Below are 16,564 nucleotides of genomic sequence, written 5' to 3' on the forward strand. Positions count from 1 at the left end.
GCAGGACTTGAGAATTCAGCTGTTCCACGAAAGGTGGAGAAATCATCTCCTGAATACTTCCGGTAGCAATAAAAAACTCCCGCTGATCATCAGACCGACAAGCAATCCAAGAATGGCGCGTTGTTTTGGATTGTCATCGATGTTTGTCATTGTGACTGGAGTAATGACCTCTATTCCTTTGACCTTTAACCGTTTTTCTTCGAGATCAAAAAGAAATTTCTGCTGCATGACCTTCCCTTCATCTGTTGCGCGCACTGCTTTTAATGCATCTATTTTCTGATCGATTAAAGTTGTCCATCGCTTTTTCTCTTCATCGCTTTCTTTCAGCGCCTGGGCAACGATTGCCCTTAGCTCATCTTCCGCATTTTCGCTTCCTTTTAAACTTAAATTAACGGTTTTCAGCCCTTCTGGTACGGCTTGAAACCGGGACTGAATGGCAGCGGCCGGTTCTTTGAGTTTTTTTACGCGCGCTAAAAACGGTTCACTCATCATGTAATCTTTCATTTTCTCAGGGGATGAGAGTGTCGATTCTTCGAAATTAGCGAGACTAATTTTCGCTTTTGCTTCATAAAGAGGCTTCGACTGAAGCGCCATCCAATAGGCGATGCCACATGTTAAAACAGGGATCAGAATATAAACCGGCATATATTTTTTTAATCGAGAAAGGGTTCGTTTCATCATCTCACTCAAATGCTTGTCCATGATTGACTCCTCTATTTGATCTTATGAGTTCGTTTGAAAGATCTTTTTTCCGCTGAAAATGAATGAACGCAAAGGAAAAGGCAAATAAAAGCCATAAATAATTGAGCGAAATTTGCGAGCTCGGGCTGATGCATGAGAAGGAAAAAGCGATCATCCCGCCGATTAAACCTTCGCACACCATTTTTTCATATCGTAACGTTCGCTGAAATAGTTTGCAAAGCTGGACGATTGTCCAAATATAGATAAGCAAATAGCCGACAAACACAAACATTCCATAATTCACAAGAATCTCCACCCACCAGTTATGGACATTTATAATCCCCCCTGTCGGATAGTGGGAAAAATGGGCTAAATAAAATTCCGCATTTCCTGATCCAATCCCAAATCCGAAGCTTTTTTCAAAGAAAAGGAGGCTATTTTTGATGAGATTCGTACGAATATCTACAGATGTATTTCCCGCTGTGTTTAAGCTGTGTAAGCCTTGTTCAAAACGGGAGAAAAACTCCAGGGCTTTTTCCCGAAACAGAATTAGCGCGCCTGTTCCCGCAATAATGAGCCTTTTTTTTACCAGTCTGTCCGTTAAAAAGAGGAACCAAACCAGAACGCCTAAGCCAATAGCGATATCATTGGCCCTCGATGACGTTAAGAGCAGCACATAAAGAGATAAAACAAGCACGATGAAGCCGATCCCTTTTAGGAAAAAGGAAGGGATTCGATGAATGAACGCCAGAAGGAAAAAGAAGCTGACGGCGATAAAGCTGGCATAATCGTTTTCATTGACAAAAACGGCAGTGGGAATGCCCTGCTGGTACAATGGCGCAACGTTAATTCTTGAAATCGGCAAATGGTGCCTGGTGAAATGGTTCCATAAGCCGATCAATATAAGAAACGTGAACATGAGAATCCAAATGTAAAAAATGTGAAGAAAATGCTTTCGTTCGTTCAGTAAAAAGACGGCAAAAAAAATAAGCGATACACCAATGGCAAGGAAAATAAAGTCGAGCAGCCCAACTTTCAATGAACGAACCCAGGCGAGCGAGGCACACGCATAGAAAAGCCAGAAAAGATGAAATAACAAAACAGGTTTTATTCTGTTATTTTCCCAATCAAGAAAGGTCTTTTCTTTTATAAAATAAAGAGCGAATACGAAAACCATCACAATATACAGCATCCGATAGGGAAATAAGCTGACCGGGCCGATTTTGACGTTGAAAATGGCCGCTCCGAAAAACGAGCTGATGATGAGTAAATAAAGGACGATGACCGGAAAAGATAAAGGAAAGATCCACGGTTTGAACACGACTAAAAAGAGAACTGCGATAAAATAAAGGACAAATAGGGCGCTCGCTATTTTTACAGAGATAAAGGCCATAGATCTTCCCTCCTTTACGTTTGGACAATAAAATGTGCGTTTTGGAAAATAAAAAGTGACTTTAATGAAATAAATTTTGACTTTTGGAAAATAAAATCTTACTTTCGGAAAATAAAATGCGTTTTTTGGAAAATAAGCTTCACATTCCAAGCATCTTGGACATAAAATTTCAAATTTCTACGGTAAAGAGAGCCGATCGGCCAAAAAATCGCGGATTTTTATCAAAATTAGCAAATCTTTTTATTGACGTTCCAGCCTTTGTTCTTCTGGCACATCTTTTAATTTTTTCGCCGGAACGCCCGCGACAATTTCGTATGACAGGACATCCTTCGTCACTACGCTTCCTGCGGCGACCGCTCCTTCTTCCTGGATCACTTTGCCGGGTAAAATTGTACTATTCGCGCCAATTCTTCCGCCGTCTTTCACCGTCACCCCGAGAAAGTGGCTAAATCGTTCATTTGACCGCGCCATAAAGTTGTCGTTGGTTGTGACGACAGCCGGTGCGATGAACACTTCATCGCCAAGATTGGAGTAAGCGGTAATGTAGCTATTTGTTTCGAGTTTGCAGTTCTTACCGATGACGCAGTCATTTTCAACCGCAACTCCGCGGCCGACAATCGTTTTTTCTCCAATTGTCACGCGTTCACGGATCGTTGCAAGGTCGGCAATATACACGTCATCGGATATTGCGGCGCCTGCATACAGGATCGAAGACGTGCCGACGGTAACCCTAGCACCGATAGCTGTCGACGGCAGGCTATTATCATTTTTCAATGTTGAGTTGGCGGCTCGCACCGGTTGTTTTCCGATCACTGCACCGTCCTGGATAACAGATCCGTCGCCGATCACCGTCCCATCATAAATGACGACATGATTGCCGATGTTGACATCGCGGCCAATCTCAACCCGTTCGCCGATCGTTACATGCTGGCCGATGACGACATTGTCTTTTAACCTGACATGTTTTCCGATGCTTGAATAATGCCCGATTTCCAAATGGTTGCCTGTTATGGCTCCTTTTTCGATGATGACGTATTGCCCGCGCTTGATCGTCTTTTTTGGGATTTTAAAGCGTGATGTGATCGGAATTGCGGTCAACATTTTTTCCTTCTTATAAAATTCGACCATTTTCGAGATGACATATTCTTGCTGCTCGATGCGCAATTCCGGATACATCGGGAGTGACAGCACTTCCTCGGCCGCTTTTTCTGTTTCAGGGAAATCCCCTTCTTTATAGCCTAAACTGCTGAAAACGGGCTGAAGATGGAGCGGTTTAGGGTAGTACACCATCGTGCCAATTCCGTTTTCTTGTAAAAATTGCTGCAGTTCGGCCCGGCGGCTTACACGAACAGTATATTGGTGAAAGACGTGGTCATTTTCGTCTGCAACAAAAGGAGGAGTGACAAATTCCCTCATCTTTTCATCGATTAAGCTCGTATAGATCGCCGCATGCTTTTGCCGGGCTTCATTCCATTGTTGCAAAAAGGGAAGTTTAACGTGCAAGATCCCGGCCTGTAGCTCGTCTAATCGGCTATTGCAGCCTAACTCATGATGATAATATTTCGGCTTGCTTCCGTGAACGCGTAACATACGGAGTTTTTCAGCGATGTTTTCATCGTTTGTGATGACCATTCCGCCATCGCCATAGGCGCCGAGGTTTTTTGATGGGAAAAAGCTAAACGTTGCGGCAAGGCTTCGTTGTCCGGCATGCTCTCCGTTTTGCTTTGCGCCAATTGACTGTGCTGCGTCTTCAATGACGGCAATGTGATTGTTTTTAGCGATTTGACTGATCGCTTCCATATCGGCCATCTGCCCGTACAAATGAACAGGAATAATCGCTCTCGTTTTTTCTGTTATCGCCGCTTTTATTTTTTCCGGGTCGATGGTATATGTACGAGGGTCAATATCGGCGAAGACAGGCGTCGCTCCAATTCTCGCCACAGCGCCGGCCGTTGCAAAAAATGTGAACGAAGGAACGATCACTTCATCTCCTTCTTTTATCCCGCACGCAAGAAGCGCCAGCTGAATCGCGTCGCTTCCATTTCCGACGCCAATTCCATAACGTGCCTGGGACAATTTTGCAATCTCTTCTTCAAGATTTCTTACATGCTCGCCTAGAATGAAATGTGATCCTGACATGATTTCATCCAGTTTGGCTAATATGTCTTCCTTCAGCGTTCTGTATTGTTCCGTAAGATCGAGCAAAGGTACATTCATTGGTTTACCCCTCTTTCAAATGATCATTTAAAGAACAAATCGTCAGAAACCTTTCAGCCAACTTTTTCATATCATGATGATCCGTTACGTAGCGAAAGCTGTTAGATGCGATTTTCAATTTTTCATCGTTCGATAGTTGGAGCAATTTTTTCAATCCTTCGGCAAAGGCCCGCTCATCTTCTGGAACGACCGTAAGCCCCGCGCCAGCGTTTTCAACTATGTTGTTCGCGACATTTCCGGCAAATAAAATCGGCTTTCCGATCAGCAAATAGTCGTTCAGCTTATTTAAACTAATGCCGTATTTGTAAAGCGGCGTATTGAGCATTGACACTATCAGTACATCGGCGAGGTTAAGTGTTGCCATTACTTCATGTTTCGGAATGCCGCCAAAAAAATAAACATTTGGCACGTTTTCTGCTAGTCTCATCAAATTGGGCTTATCAGGGCCGTCCCCTATGAAAACATAGGCGACTTCTTCCGGGTCCGTCCATTTTGCGCTATTGACGGCCGTTTCGAGAGAGTTAGCGATGCCGTGCGCCCCGACATACATGGCGATTTTTCCATGCTTTCGTTTAATTTCATCCAGCTCCTCACGAAGAGAAGGTTCGCGATGTTTTTCAAGGATACGTTCCAATTTTATTCCGTTCGGGACGAAATGAATGATGTTTTTGTCGACGCCAAACTGGCTGATATATTCGATAGCGCCCGGAAGCGTTACGATGATCCGTTCCGCCCGTTTGTAAACAAATTTTTCAATTGCGCCAAACATGAGGACAGCGGGATGCCTTTTGGACATAGAGCCTAAATCGACGAGGGTTCGCGGCCAAAGGTCCCGAATTTCGACAACGTAAACTGCCTTTTTCCATTTGCTTAAAAAGTAGGCGGCCAAACAGGCAAATAAATGGACGGAAGAGCCTACGATGACATCTGGCGTCTCTTTCACCTTCATTCCTCTATAAAGCGCCATGAAAAAATAGCTGATCATATTGAGGACACGCTTGATTCCATTCCCTTTATAAGGGAGCGTCCACATCCACTCAAATTGAACGCCGTTCACATTCTCGCTGTAATTTTTCTTCTCTTCGTTCCGCCATTTAAATTGATAGGCTAAAAAACTGCTGGCAAAAATGCGGATTTGGTGGCCTTTCTTTACTAGTTCGTGTGCCAGATCGTAATGTCTTGTAATACCTGTATCTGTTGGTTTTAATGCGACGTGATTTAAGATCCATATTTTCAATGCCTTAATTCACTCCAATGCTGCGACTCATAATGGATATGGCTCTAACGTAGCATCCTCCACCTTTTCAAGTGACTGATACATTTGAATGAGCCGTTCGCTTTCTCTTTCCCAATTGAAGTTCTCGATAACCGCCCTTCTGCCGTTTTCGCCCATTTTCCTTGCCTCGATCGGGTGCTCGATCATCCATTTCATCGCGTCTCGAATTTCAGACGGGTCAAGCGGATCGACGCAAATGCCGCATTGGTTATCTTCAACGAACTCTCGCCAGAGTGGAAAATGGGAAGCAATGGCCGGAATGCCTGCTGACATATATTCAAATAATTTAATCGGGTAGGACACCTTGTAGCGCGGCTCGGGATGAAGCAAGACAAGGCCCGCAACCGCCTTTGAAAGCTCCGTTTTGATCTCGTTCCGGCCGAGCCATCCTTTATGATCGATATGCCGCCAGCCTGATGCGTTTTTCAATTCTTCCTTTAATCCTTTCGGTGAAAAATGGCCGGCCAACGTTAACGTTCCTTTATGCGTTTCATTGAGAAGTTCAATCGCCTTTGCCATCTCCCGCACTCCCCTTAACGCGGTAATTCCGCCAATATAGAGAAAGTTCGCTTCTTTTTCCCCGTGATTCTCGCTTTCTCCTGAAAGCTCATTTACTATTGGGAAATTATGAACCGTGAATGTATTTGGATTGTACATTTTAAAACGATTGGCGATCGTCGGCGTTGCGGCGATTACGGAGTCGAAGCGCTTTGAGGCAAATTTCTCCGCATGGCGGGCGCCTACGGAAACGATTTTTCGCATCCCAATAGGAATCCACTTTTTCGAAAGAACTTGTTCAGGAACATCCTCATGTACGTCATAAATCACTTTTTTCCCATTCTTTTTAAGGAGAAGCGCGATTCCGATCAATTCAGGGTCATGAAAATGATAGACATCGGCATCCACTTTTAAACTTTCTTTATACACTTTCCATGTCGTGCCAATCATCCGGGTGAATCGGCTTTTCGAGCGGGACTCGACTCCAATGACATGAATGCCGTTATGAATATGGCTATCGGCATTAGCGGCTACAAGGAAAACTTCGTGGCCTGCCTGGCGAAGGGATTGGCATTCTTTCACAAAAATTCGTATATCATCTGCTGGATGGACCGACGTTAAATGACAGACTTTCACAAGATTACCTCTTTCCCGGACGATTGATGAATTGATATTTCTTTTAAATGGATTGATAAGTCTTCGAAATTGATCGATATCTTCCACGAATAGCTGTATAGATCCTCGAAATTGATCGATAATCTTATAACAAATAGTAATGCTCGATTTTTGCCGCCCACTGTTTCAGCCCATTGCGCGTGTCAAAGAGGACCTTTGCATGTTCTGCAATCAGTTCGTAATTAAATGTGCTATGATCGGTCATTAAAATGACGAGATCCGCTTCATGGAGAAGCTCAGGCGTAACAGCGACTGTATCTATTATTTTGTCTTTAAAATGAAAAGATGATACATGCGGGTCGCACACTTTCCATTTTGCACCGGCCGCATCTAACTGCTCTAAAATAGGGATGGCCGGGGATTCGCGCATATCGTCAATGTCCTTTTTATATGCTGCCCCGAGTAAAACGATGGCCGATCCGTTGAGCGCTTTTTTATGCTCATTTAAAATTTTCGTGCACCTGCTAATGACGAAATCGGCCATGCTATTGTTAATTTCTCCTGCCGTTTCTATCAGTCGGGTATGATACTTATACTCCCGCGCTTTCCAAGTTAAATAAAACGGGTCGATCGGAATGCAATGTCCGCCGAGTCCAGGACCAGGGTAAAATGGCATGAATCCGTACGGTTTCGTCGAAGCGGCTTCAATCACTTCCCAGACGTTTATGTTCATTTTATGGCATAAGATCGCCATTTCATTGGCCAGCCCGATATTGATGTTTCGAAACGTATTTTCTAAAATTTTTTCCATTTCGGCGACGGCAGGGCTAGATACTTCATGGACGTCCCCTTCCAATACGGCGCGGTAAAGGGCGGCAGCAATTTTTGTACAGGCCGGGGTCACGCCGCCGACGACCTTAGGCGTATTTTTCGTATTATAAACTTTATTGCCCGGGTCGACCCGTTCAGGCGAATAGGCAATGTGCAAGTTGCGGCCGCAATCGAGCCCGCTTGATTCTAAAATCGGCTTTAACAGTTCTTCCGTCGTGCCCGGATATGTCGTGCTTTCTAATACAACGAGCATTCCTTCATGCAAGTGTTCGGCTATCGCTTTTGCCGAATTTTCGACATACGATGTATCGGGCTGAAAATAGTTGTCGAGTGGAGTGGGGACGCAAATCATGACGGCATCGACTTCGCGGATGAATGAATAATCGGCGGTTGCCCGAAGCCTTTCTGATTTCGTCAAAACGGCAAGCTCTTCATCAACGACATCGCCGATATAATTTATTCCGTTGTTCACCATTTCTACACGGGCTTCCTGAACGTCGAAGCCAATCACCTTGTACCCGGCTTTCGCTTTTTCAACGGCTAGCGGAAGGCCGACATATCCTAAGCCAACCACCCCGATCGTCGCTTTCTTCGTTTCGATCTTCGCGTACAGTTCTTTGCTGACGCCATTTAATGTCGCTATCATGTGTAAAACCCCTCCCTATGAGAAGTTCCTAACATTCACTGGCTGCTTGATGGCCGCTGACTCATACAAGGCTAATACAAACCGCAGGGCACTAAGGCCGTCTTCTCCTGATACTACAGGTGGGCGATCGTCTTTTATCGCCTTCATCATGTCTTCGATGATGACCTCGTGGCCGGATTTTTGCTGCGGAAAGTGCTCGATCCTTTCAGTTATCGTTTTTTCGTCTATGTTTTTGACAGACCAATGTTCAATTTTGGTTGCCGATTTCCCGCCAATTTTAATGCTTCCATACTCTCCGAAAAGGCTGATCGACTCTTCATAGTTTTCCGGATAAATGGTCGTTGCCGCCTCGATGACTCCAAGCGCCCCGCTTTCGAATTTAACTACGCCGACAGCTACATCTTCCGCTTCAATTTCTCTTATTCTCGTATCGCACATGCTGAAAACTTCCACCGCATTTCCTGCCAGCCAGAGCATTAAATCAAGATTATGGATCGCCTGGTTCATAAGGACGCCGCCATCGAGCGACCTCGTCCCGCGCCAGGTTGCCTGATCGTAATACGCCTGATTGCGATTCCACCTGACCGTTGCGTTGATATGGCTGATTTTCCCGAGCCACCCTTCCTCCACCACTCGTTTTAATTCGCTGATAGCGGGGCGGAACCGGTTCGGATGAACGACCGCCAATTTCACCTGATTGAGTTTAGCCGCCGCGATCATATCCTCGGCGTCTTTTAAACAAAGGGCCATCGGCTTCTCGACGATGACATGCTTCTTTCTCCCTGCAGCTAGCATCGCCAGTTTTGCATGCAGTCCGCTCGGCGTGCAGATGGACACGGCGTCGATACGGGGGTCGTCAAGCAATTCCTCTGTCTTCGTATAAGGTGTCGCATCATACGTTTGTTGATAAACGTCCATATTTTCGGGGATCGTATCGCAAACGGCGACAAGCCGCGCACCCTTACAACGTTCTATCGCTCGCGCGTGCTTTTTCGCAATATGGCCGCACCCGACAATCGCAAAATTCACCACTGGCAAAACCCCTTTGAAAATGACCTAATTAATACGTGTTCAAAAAGGAGGACAAACAGGGCCAAGAAGTTCAAGGAAGCGTAGCCTCCGCGCACCGGAGCGACGAGCAATGCAACCTGATTTACTGCGAGTTGCACCGAGGAAGCAAGCTTCGGAGCAATGCTAGTAGACACAGGTGCATATGTCCTGTTAATACGTGAGGAGCACAGGAGCAAGCTGACGCAGAAATTCGTAGGCAATGTTTCCCGGACTTTTTGAACTTCATCTTTACATTCATATGCAAAAAAAGTGAGCCTCATTAAAAGATTTGGCTCACTTTCAAAACCAAAAGCCATACGCCCGTGAGCGAATGGCTTTTAAACTTAACGATTTTCATTTAACGCCTGTATGGTCGTGCGTATCCCTTGTTCCAATGATACTTCTGGTTTCCAGCCGGTCTTCTCGACGAATTTATGATGGTCGAGACAGCTTCTGTAAATGTCGCCTTTGCGCGGCATGCCATAATTCGGTGACATCTTTTTACCCATTTCGGTTACGATGACATCAAATAATCGATTAATGGTCACTTCTTCATTCGAACTAATGTTGTAAATGCCGTCAGCAGCATGGAGTGCTGCGACATTCGCTTTTGCAACATCCGTAATGTAAATGAAATCCCTCGTTTGATTTCCATCGCCGTCAATCGTCACTTGTTCATCTTTCGCCAGCTTGTCCAGGAAAATTTTAATGACGCCGCCTTCTCCTTCTTTCGTCTGTTTCGGGCCGTAAATGTTCGCATAGCGAAGAATGGCATAACCGATTCCGTTGGTTCTGCATAATGTTTCGATGTACATTTCTGCTGAGGCTTTTGAAATGCCGTATGGAGACATCGGCATGTAAGGCTCGGTTTCCCTTAAAGGAACCCTTATATTGTCCCCATAAACCGCGGCTGACGAGGCAAAGACCACCTTTTTTACATTAAGCTTTGCCGCAAGCTCGCAAATCTTGATCGTTCCTTCAATATTTTGCTTCATATCAAAGATAGGATCGGCAAATGATGTTGGGACAATAATTTGCGCTGACAGATGGATGATCGCGTCAATTTTTTTTGCTTCGAGTACCTTTTGGACTTCCGGATCCAGAATATCCCCTTCAATCAATACGTCGCCTTCTTCCACATTGTCGCGGCTTCCAGTATAAAAATTATCGACAAGGATCGGCTGATGGCCTTGCTTTTCCAGCTCTTTTTTCGTAAAGGTGCCGACAAAACCCGCACCTCCGGTAATCAGTACGTTCATATGTATTTCCTCCATGAGGTTATGATGTCCATTCAATTTTAGCCTTTTCACTATCGATTTGCAAAAAAGAAAAAGCCTCTTTGCATTGTAAAATGCAAAGAGGCTTTTATACCAATCACCGCCACAATTTGTTTTATAGAATAGTCAACTTGCTTATTAGGCGTTTATAAATGCGAAAATCGGCCCTGTTAATGAGAAGAAAGCGGGCAATTGGTTCGCCTGCGACTTGCTTAAAAATGATCACTTTTATGGCAAAGCTTACGGCATATGTCAACGTTGCCGATAAAGCGGCGCCTTTTAATCCGATGAGAGGGATGAGCCACACATTTAAAAGGACGTTCAGCAACACATTAAAAACGGACAAATACATGTTAAGCTCCGGCTTACCGCGCCCGGCAATGTCGTTCGATAATATTTTCTCAACCGACAACAATGCGATGCCCGGCAAAAGGATTCGCAGGAGAGTAGCGCTTTCGGTGTATTTTCCCCCGAATAAAAGGACGATCCATTCAGTTGGAACGCACAAGCCAACGATAGTAAGGCCGATCGAGACCGCCATCATATTCCGGCTGACGATCGAAGTCAGCCGATTTCGCTCCTCTTCTGTATCAAAGGAAGCAATTTTCGGGTACAACACGCTGGAAAAGGACGCGGCGAAAATCGCCAGCCGTTCCGCAATGTTCATCGCAATGACGTAAATGCCGACCGCTTGATCCGCCAACAAGAAACCGATAAGAAAAACGACAAGACGATAATTTAGAAAACTTGAGAAATTGCTGATGTATGCTTTTAAACCATAGTTTACCGATTTCCGAAAATAGTCGGCCGAAAACGTCGACAGCACCAGGCGCAACTGATATTTCTTTTTTAACCAGCCGACCATAACGATGGCTGTTACGATATTTCCGCATAAAAAAGCGAAAATCGCCCCTGGCAATTTTAATTTTAAGAGAATGACCAATAGGCCAACAAATGCTAGAATGGCAAGCTGGTTAACGACCATCATCGTATTGTATGCTTTAAAATCTTGTAATCCTTGAAAAACGGTTAAAAAATATTCCCGCAAAAACAAAAAAGGAAGAGTTAGCAAACAGACGTAAAGAAGCCCATCCGGCGTATGGCTGAAAAACTGGCCGGAGTAGAAGAAAACAATGATCGCGCCTAGAACCATGCTGATTAATCCAAGCGCAAGCCCGATAACCATGTTATTCGTATACACGGTTTGGATCGTTACTTCTTTCTTGCTGACATAATAAATCGTTGATGTATTAATGCCGAGGGTGAACAACATCAGGAGCACACCGGGAAAAAGAGTAATTAAAGAATATTGTCCCTGTCCTTTTGGCCCTAAATACCTTGCAAGAACGATGAGCAACATAACACCAAATAAAATGTTCATCACTTGTCTCGTAAACGTTAAAAAGCTATTTTTCAAAAACTGCCGGTTTTCATTCATGTTCTTGATGGCTCCAATTCTTTAACCCGGTAATAAAATCGGTATAATTCTTTTTCGCATAATAGTATTCTTTCCACGTTTCATATGCTTTCTTACTATAATGTTGTTTTTCTTGCACGGATAATTTTGCAAATCCCCCGATTGCTTCCGCCAGCTGCTTCGGAGTGAGGTCCGGAGCCAATAACATCCCGTTTTCTTCTGTTACAAGCTCCTTCACTCCGCCGACATTGGTTGCAATGGCAGGTATTCCCGAGCTAAAAGCTTCCATAATCGTGACCGGTATGCCTTCACTTGAACTGACATTGATAAAGACATCAACCGGCTCTTTTTCATAAAATGCATAAATTTCCTCGTTTGTCAGGGCTCCTGTAAAACGATACGAAACATGAGGAGGCAACAAATTTTTTGCTTTCTCTTCAAGTTGCGCCCGATGCGGTCCGTCGCCGATATGTGTCCAATGAGCCTTGATCTCTATTTCTTTTAACGCGTCAACTAGAAGTTCAAGCCTTTTAACGGGTTTAATATAGGAGCATGTGACAATGCGAAAAATGCCATCGTCCGAACGTCTGGCAAGAAAACCCGGGTCTATTGTGCCTAACCGGCTCACTTTTAGCTTTTCCTTCTTGTCAGGGTATTGTTCCATCAAGTGGTTTTTCCCATCTTCCGAAATAGGAAAGATGAGATCGAGCGTTTCTATCATTTTTTGTTGCAACGGCAAATAAGGGGGAGAATGCCGGGTTTCATACAAATCTCCTCCGTGCGCGCGCGATACGGCCGTCATTTTTGGATTCGTTTCTTTCAATAACGCTAAGGCAAGCGCAGAAGGAGTCAACCAATACGAATAAAATAAACGATCGTCCAGGCACTTGAACTGCTTTTGAATATAATTGCGGATCAAAACCGCCCGGCCTAGCCAATTGATTAATATGAACGGCGCTTTCCATCCTTTTCGTTTGGCCCGGCCAAGATCGCTTTTCAGCCATTTTCGCGCTTGCCGGTCGCGAAAAAACGCTGCAACTAATTGAAGGTAGCCAACGTTACCGGAGAGTTGGTGTACGATCGCCCGGTCAAGCGTTTCCCTCCGTTTTCCTGTCCCGTTTACGGAAACAATGTCGATTTCTTCAAACTGGCAGGCAATCGTTTTTAGCTCCGTATCGAAAAAAGATTCTCCGGGATAATAAGGGTATCGATTGGTTAAGATTACGATTTTTTTCATTTGCCCACTCCGCAACAGTCATAAAACTCCTTTAAAGTAAAAAATAAAAACGCCGGTTATCATCAAATCTTCCCCGGCGCGAGTTAATGCAATATAAAATACATAATGACGAGCCAAATCGGCGCGCATAATGTAACACCCCAAAACAGCCCGATCATCAAATCTTTTTCTTCATTTTTTGCGTTCATACTACCCTCTCCCTTACCGCTCTTTGATTCAATTCTTCTTTTCGCTTTACAGTGCGTTTGTTTTCGAATAGGATGAAACAATAGTATGATCCAAATATGATATAATTTATGGTATGCACTTTTGCTGAAGTCGTATCTACATATTAGAAATTATGCCCAATAGAAGCATTTTAATACGTCCCATGGCTATATTTGGGACATTTTTAAAGCAATTTTTTACACGATTAAACGAATCCTATCATTAACCATACGTTTAATAGGAGGAGGTTGCCAAATGGAACGTACGATGATTATTGCCCATCGCGGGGCGGCTGGTGAGGCACCTGAAAATACGCTCGCAGCTTTTCAATTGGCCGTTGAACAAAAATGTGATGCCATTGAGTTAGACGTGCATTTGACAAAAGATGGAGAGCTTGCCGTCATTCATGATGACACCGTGAAACGAACGACAAACGGCAAAGGCAGAGTCGGCGATATGACAGTTAAAGAGCTGAAGAAACTGGATGCCGGCCTCTGGTTTGGCGAATCCTTTCAAAAGGAGCGAATCCCGCTTCTCGATGAAGTGTTCGAGGTTGTGCCGGATCATATTTTAATTAACGTCGAAATTAAAAATGTGCCTTCTTTTTATAAAGGAATTGAAAAAAAGCTGTATGAGAAGCTCGTTCAATATAACCGGATTGAAAATACGATTGTTTCTTCCTTTGATCATCAATGTTTAACAACAATGAAAAAGTTGGAAAACAGCTTAAAAATCGGATTACTTTATCAAGTGAATTTGCTTGATCATGTTGCTTATACAAAATTATTCGATTTTCCAATTTATTCTCTTCATCCCCACCGACATTATATAAAAAAAGAAAACATAACCGATGCGATGGAGAAAGGATTGGCGGTATATCCGTGGAACGTCAATAAAGAAAAAGAAATGAACGACTTTTTGAAGCTCGGGATTTCCGGCATCATTACCGACTACCCGGGTAAGTTATATAATTTACGTTCGGAAGCTTCAATTCCTTCGTAAAACTTTGTCTAGTTGTGTAAAATGAGGTGAGTTTATGGAAAATTATATTAAGCACAAAATTACGTTGCTAAAAGAGCGCAAAAAAACAATTATGGTTGAAAAGTATAATTATGAACGGGTCCTTCTCGCCGCCCAAAAAGAGTTAATTAATACGGAAATTGCAATCGAAATTGCTGAAGAAATGAAACGGCTTGATCCAAATTCGATCTCCTTTAACACGAAAGAATATGAGGCGCTTTTAAAATTGAAATACGACGCCGAAAAAAAACTAGAGGAAATCGAAAACTCTAAACCGACGAAAGTCTTCCTTGAACTTGAAGCAATTGACAATTTATTAGAACGGCTGGAAAACGAAAATCACCAACCAATGGCAAGCAGATGACGGTCGTGCAGTAGAAAAAAGGAGAAAGAATATGTCTTCACCGTATTTTTTTAGTTTATTACTTGTTGTTCGAAACGAAGAAAAATATATCGCAAATTTGCTTGAGCGAATGATACACCAGGATTTTGATGCGAACGCATATGAAATGATTGTCGTTGACGGGATGTCGGATGATCGGACGCCGGAAATTATTCAAGATTATGTGAACCGGTTTCCAAATCGGATTAAATTTTACACGAACCCGAAAAAGACGCTTCCTGTTGGCTGGAACATCGCCATTAAGCATTCTTCAGGGAAATACGTGCTCAGGGTGGATGGCCATAGCCAGGTGGAACCTGATTTTCTCAAGCGCTATTACAGCGTCATCCAAAAACATCCGGAAGCGACATGCGTTGGCGGTGTCATTGATACAAAAGGGATCGGCTTCTGGGGTGAAGTGAATGCCTACGTCTATTCTCATATTTTTGGCGTCGGCAATTCGAAATTCAGAATAACGACAAAAGAGTGGGAAGGATATGTGGACACCGTTCCATACGGCGCCTATAAGCGCGAAATCTTTGATAAAGTCGGCCTGTTCAATGAATCGCTTAAACGGAATGAAGATATTGAAATGCATGCAAGGATCCGCAAAGCCGGAGGGAGATTCTTTTTATCAACGACGATCCAATCCGTCTATTTTGCGCGCGATTCTTACAAGGCGTTTGTAAAAAAGTCGTACGACGACGGAAAATGGGGAATGATTGCTTCAAGGGATGGTAAAGGCACGCTAAGGTTGCGCCATTTAATCCCGCTTGTTGCCTTTTTGTTCGGCGTTCTTTTAGTTGTCGCCAGTTTCTTTTTCAAACCGGCGTTTGAAACCCTTTATACGCTTGCCGGAATTTATTTTGTGCTCTGCGTAATTTCTTCATTCCCGCTTATTAAAATCCAGGGACTCTCTTCCTTTTTCGCCGCCATTCTTGCCTTTTTCTCGCTTCATTTTTCAAGAGGGATAGGAATGACGGTTGGTTTATGCAGTCCTTATTTTTGGAGGGGGAAAGAACATGTCTCAAAATAAACGGGCGACCTTGCCGTGGGATTCGGAGAAAATATTGGCACTAAGGCAATTTTGCCAAAAAGATAGGGAACTGGAAGATATATGGACATGGTATGTACTCCGGAGAATTTCCATTTATTTCTCTCTACTTTTTTGCAAGTTAAAAATCACGCCAAATACGATTACATGGGTAAGTTTTCTTTCGATGCTTATCGCCGGCTATTGCATGGTGTTCGCCAGCAGCAAAGCCTTTTTGCTTGCGTTTCTTTTTTACAACATTGGCTTTTTATGTGATTGCATCGATGGGGAAATGGCCCGGATTCAAAAGAAAACAAGCAATTACGGATACTTTTTAGACATATTGATCCAGGCGACGAGCATTCCGATTTATTCGTCCATCGGAATCGCGCTTATCCAGTTGCAAAGCGGTATTACGCTTTCCGTAACGTATGCAAGCATCATTTATTGGATGATGGTGACCGCGACGATGTCACTTTCAATTGCCTTTGCCCTTCAATTAACCGCAAGCAAGGTAAAGGAAATTGACCCGGTGAACCAGATCAGGGTAAAGTCTAATCTCTTTGAATGGGTCGGTTTTTTCACCGGATTGCCCGGCTTTTTCTTTGTTTTATTTTTGCTGAACCTGATCGGGTTATGGCTTCCAGATTGGCTTGAACGTCTCTATATGGCAGGATTTCTCGCACTCTTTTTTGCTAAAGCCATCGTCCGCTTAAAAATTACGTTAGGATCCCTGGGAGATCAAGCAAGCGAGAATTGATTTAACCTATCGTCAAGTATATAA

14 protein-coding genes and 1 pseudogene are annotated in these 16,564 nt (G+C 43.8%); 4 read left to right on the forward strand and 11 right to left on the reverse strand.

Annotation, left to right across the window (positions count from 1 at the left end):
* Positions 1-42: 42 nt before the first annotated feature.
* The 11 genes and pseudogenes from H538_RS0120705 to H538_RS0120750 all read right to left on the reverse strand — a co-directional run bounded on the left by H538_RS0120705 (position 43) and on the right by H538_RS0120750 (position 13,138).
* Positions 43-702: a YveK family protein gene (locus tag H538_RS0120705; protein WP_026679200.1), complete on the reverse strand. Its 660-nt coding sequence runs from the start codon at positions 700-702 to the stop codon at positions 43-45.
* The gene (locus H538_RS0120710) at positions 683-2,074 is read right to left on the reverse strand and encodes an O-antigen ligase family protein (RefSeq protein WP_026679201.1); all 1,392 of its coding nucleotides are present in this window, start codon (positions 2,072-2,074) and stop codon (positions 683-685) included. Before H538_RS0120710 ends, H538_RS0120705 begins: the two co-directional genes overlap by 20 nt.
* Before the next feature lie 240 nt (positions 2,075-2,314).
* Positions 2,315-3,202 (reverse strand): N-acetyltransferase, encoded by an 888-nt coding sequence (locus tag H538_RS26525; RefSeq protein ID WP_322786427.1) that lies wholly within the window; start codon positions 3,200-3,202, stop codon positions 2,315-2,317.
* Positions 3,185-4,291 (reverse strand): annotated as a pseudogene (locus H538_RS26530) (DegT/DnrJ/EryC1/StrS family aminotransferase); the annotation flags it as partial. The gene H538_RS26525 and the pseudogene H538_RS26530, both read right to left, overlap by 18 nt.
* Positions 4,292-4,295: 4 nt before the next feature.
* A complete protein-coding gene (locus H538_RS0120720; protein WP_026679202.1) occupies positions 4,296-5,528 on the reverse strand; it encodes a glycosyltransferase family 4 protein in 1,233 nt (410 codons plus the stop codon).
* A 27-nt stretch (positions 5,529-5,555) separates the two neighbouring features.
* Positions 5,556-6,701 (reverse strand): glycosyltransferase family 4 protein, encoded by a 1,146-nt coding sequence (locus H538_RS0120725; RefSeq protein WP_026679203.1) that lies wholly within the window; start codon positions 6,699-6,701, stop codon positions 5,556-5,558.
* Positions 6,702-6,825: 124 nt separating this feature from the next.
* The gene (locus H538_RS0120730) at positions 6,826-8,157 is read right to left on the reverse strand and encodes a nucleotide sugar dehydrogenase (protein WP_026679204.1); all 1,332 of its coding nucleotides are present in this window, start codon (positions 8,155-8,157) and stop codon (positions 6,826-6,828) included.
* Positions 8,158-8,172: 15 nt separating this feature from the next.
* Positions 8,173-9,189 (reverse strand): Gfo/Idh/MocA family protein, encoded by a 1,017-nt coding sequence (locus H538_RS0120735; protein ID WP_026679205.1) that lies wholly within the window; start codon positions 9,187-9,189, stop codon positions 8,173-8,175.
* A gap of 362 nt (positions 9,190-9,551) precedes the next feature.
* Positions 9,552-10,466: an NAD-dependent epimerase/dehydratase family protein gene (locus H538_RS0120740; protein WP_026679206.1), complete on the reverse strand. Its 915-nt coding sequence runs from the start codon at positions 10,464-10,466 to the stop codon at positions 9,552-9,554.
* A gap of 133 nt (positions 10,467-10,599) precedes the next feature.
* Complete coding sequence (locus H538_RS0120745; protein WP_026679207.1) at positions 10,600-11,922, reverse strand: flippase; 1,323 nt, start codon at positions 11,920-11,922, stop codon at positions 10,600-10,602.
* Entirely contained in the window at positions 11,915-13,138 is a 1,224-nt protein-coding gene (locus tag H538_RS0120750) for a glycosyltransferase (RefSeq protein WP_154658052.1), read from the reverse strand. Before H538_RS0120750 ends, H538_RS0120745 begins: the two co-directional genes overlap by 8 nt.
* 462 nt (positions 13,139-13,600) lie before the next feature.
* Between H538_RS0120750 and H538_RS0120760 the strand changes: the two genes are divergently transcribed.
* Genes H538_RS0120760 through H538_RS0120775 form a run of 4 tightly spaced genes read left to right on the forward strand, consistent with a single transcriptional unit; the run spans position 13,601 to position 16,540 of the window.
* Positions 13,601-14,347 carry a glycerophosphodiester phosphodiesterase gene (locus H538_RS0120760; protein WP_026679209.1) on the forward strand — a complete coding sequence of 249 codons (747 nt, stop codon included), beginning with the start codon at positions 13,601-13,603 and terminating at the stop codon, positions 14,345-14,347.
* A gap of 34 nt (positions 14,348-14,381) precedes the next feature.
* Complete coding sequence (locus H538_RS0120765; protein WP_026679210.1) at positions 14,382-14,729, forward strand: hypothetical protein; 348 nt, start codon at positions 14,382-14,384, stop codon at positions 14,727-14,729.
* A 31-nt stretch (positions 14,730-14,760) separates the two neighbouring features.
* On the forward strand, positions 14,761-15,783 hold the full coding sequence (locus H538_RS24685; RefSeq protein ID WP_035351826.1) for a glycosyltransferase family 2 protein: 1,023 nt from the start codon (positions 14,761-14,763) through the stop codon (positions 15,781-15,783).
* Positions 15,770-16,540 (forward strand): CDP-alcohol phosphatidyltransferase family protein, encoded by a 771-nt coding sequence (locus H538_RS0120775; RefSeq protein ID WP_026679211.1) that lies wholly within the window; start codon positions 15,770-15,772, stop codon positions 16,538-16,540. The genes H538_RS24685 and H538_RS0120775 overlap by 14 nt, the downstream gene beginning before the upstream one ends.
* Positions 16,541-16,564 lie beyond the last annotated feature (24 nt).

Origin of the sequence: Fictibacillus gelatini DSM 15865 (genome assembly GCF_000430745.1) — a bacterium.
Classification (GTDB): Bacteria; Bacillota; Bacilli; order Bacillales; family Fictibacillaceae; genus Fictibacillus_A; species Fictibacillus_A gelatini.

Coding starts and splice junctions, on each gene's coding strand:
- H538_RS0120705 (WP_026679200.1), bottom strand. CDS start 702: ATGGACAAGCATTTGAGTGAGATGATGAAACGAACCCTTTCTCGATTA.
- H538_RS0120710 (WP_026679201.1), bottom strand. CDS start 2,074: ATGGCCTTTATCTCTGTAAAAATAGCGAGCGCCCTATTTGTCCTTTAT.
- H538_RS26525 (WP_322786427.1), bottom strand. CDS start 3,202: ATGGTCGAATTTTATAAGAAGGAAAAAATGTTGACCGCAATTCCGATC.
- H538_RS0120730 (WP_026679204.1), bottom strand. CDS start 8,157: ATGATAGCGACATTAAATGGCGTCAGCAAAGAACTGTACGCGAAGATC.
- H538_RS0120740 (WP_026679206.1), bottom strand. CDS start 10,466: ATGAACGTACTGATTACCGGAGGTGCGGGTTTTGTCGGCACCTTTACG.
- H538_RS0120745 (WP_026679207.1), bottom strand. CDS start 11,922: ATGAATGAAAACCGGCAGTTTTTGAAAAATAGCTTTTTAACGTTTACG.
- H538_RS0120750 (WP_154658052.1), bottom strand. CDS start 13,138: ATGAAAAAAATCGTAATCTTAACCAATCGATACCCTTATTATCCCGGA.
- H538_RS0120760 (WP_026679209.1), top strand. CDS start 13,601: ATGGAACGTACGATGATTATTGCCCATCGCGGGGCGGCTGGTGAGGCA.
- H538_RS0120765 (WP_026679210.1), top strand. CDS start 14,382: ATGGAAAATTATATTAAGCACAAAATTACGTTGCTAAAAGAGCGCAAA.
- H538_RS24685 (WP_035351826.1), top strand. CDS start 14,761: ATGTCTTCACCGTATTTTTTTAGTTTATTACTTGTTGTTCGAAACGAA.
- H538_RS0120775 (WP_026679211.1), top strand. CDS start 15,770: ATGTCTCAAAATAAACGGGCGACCTTGCCGTGGGATTCGGAGAAAATA.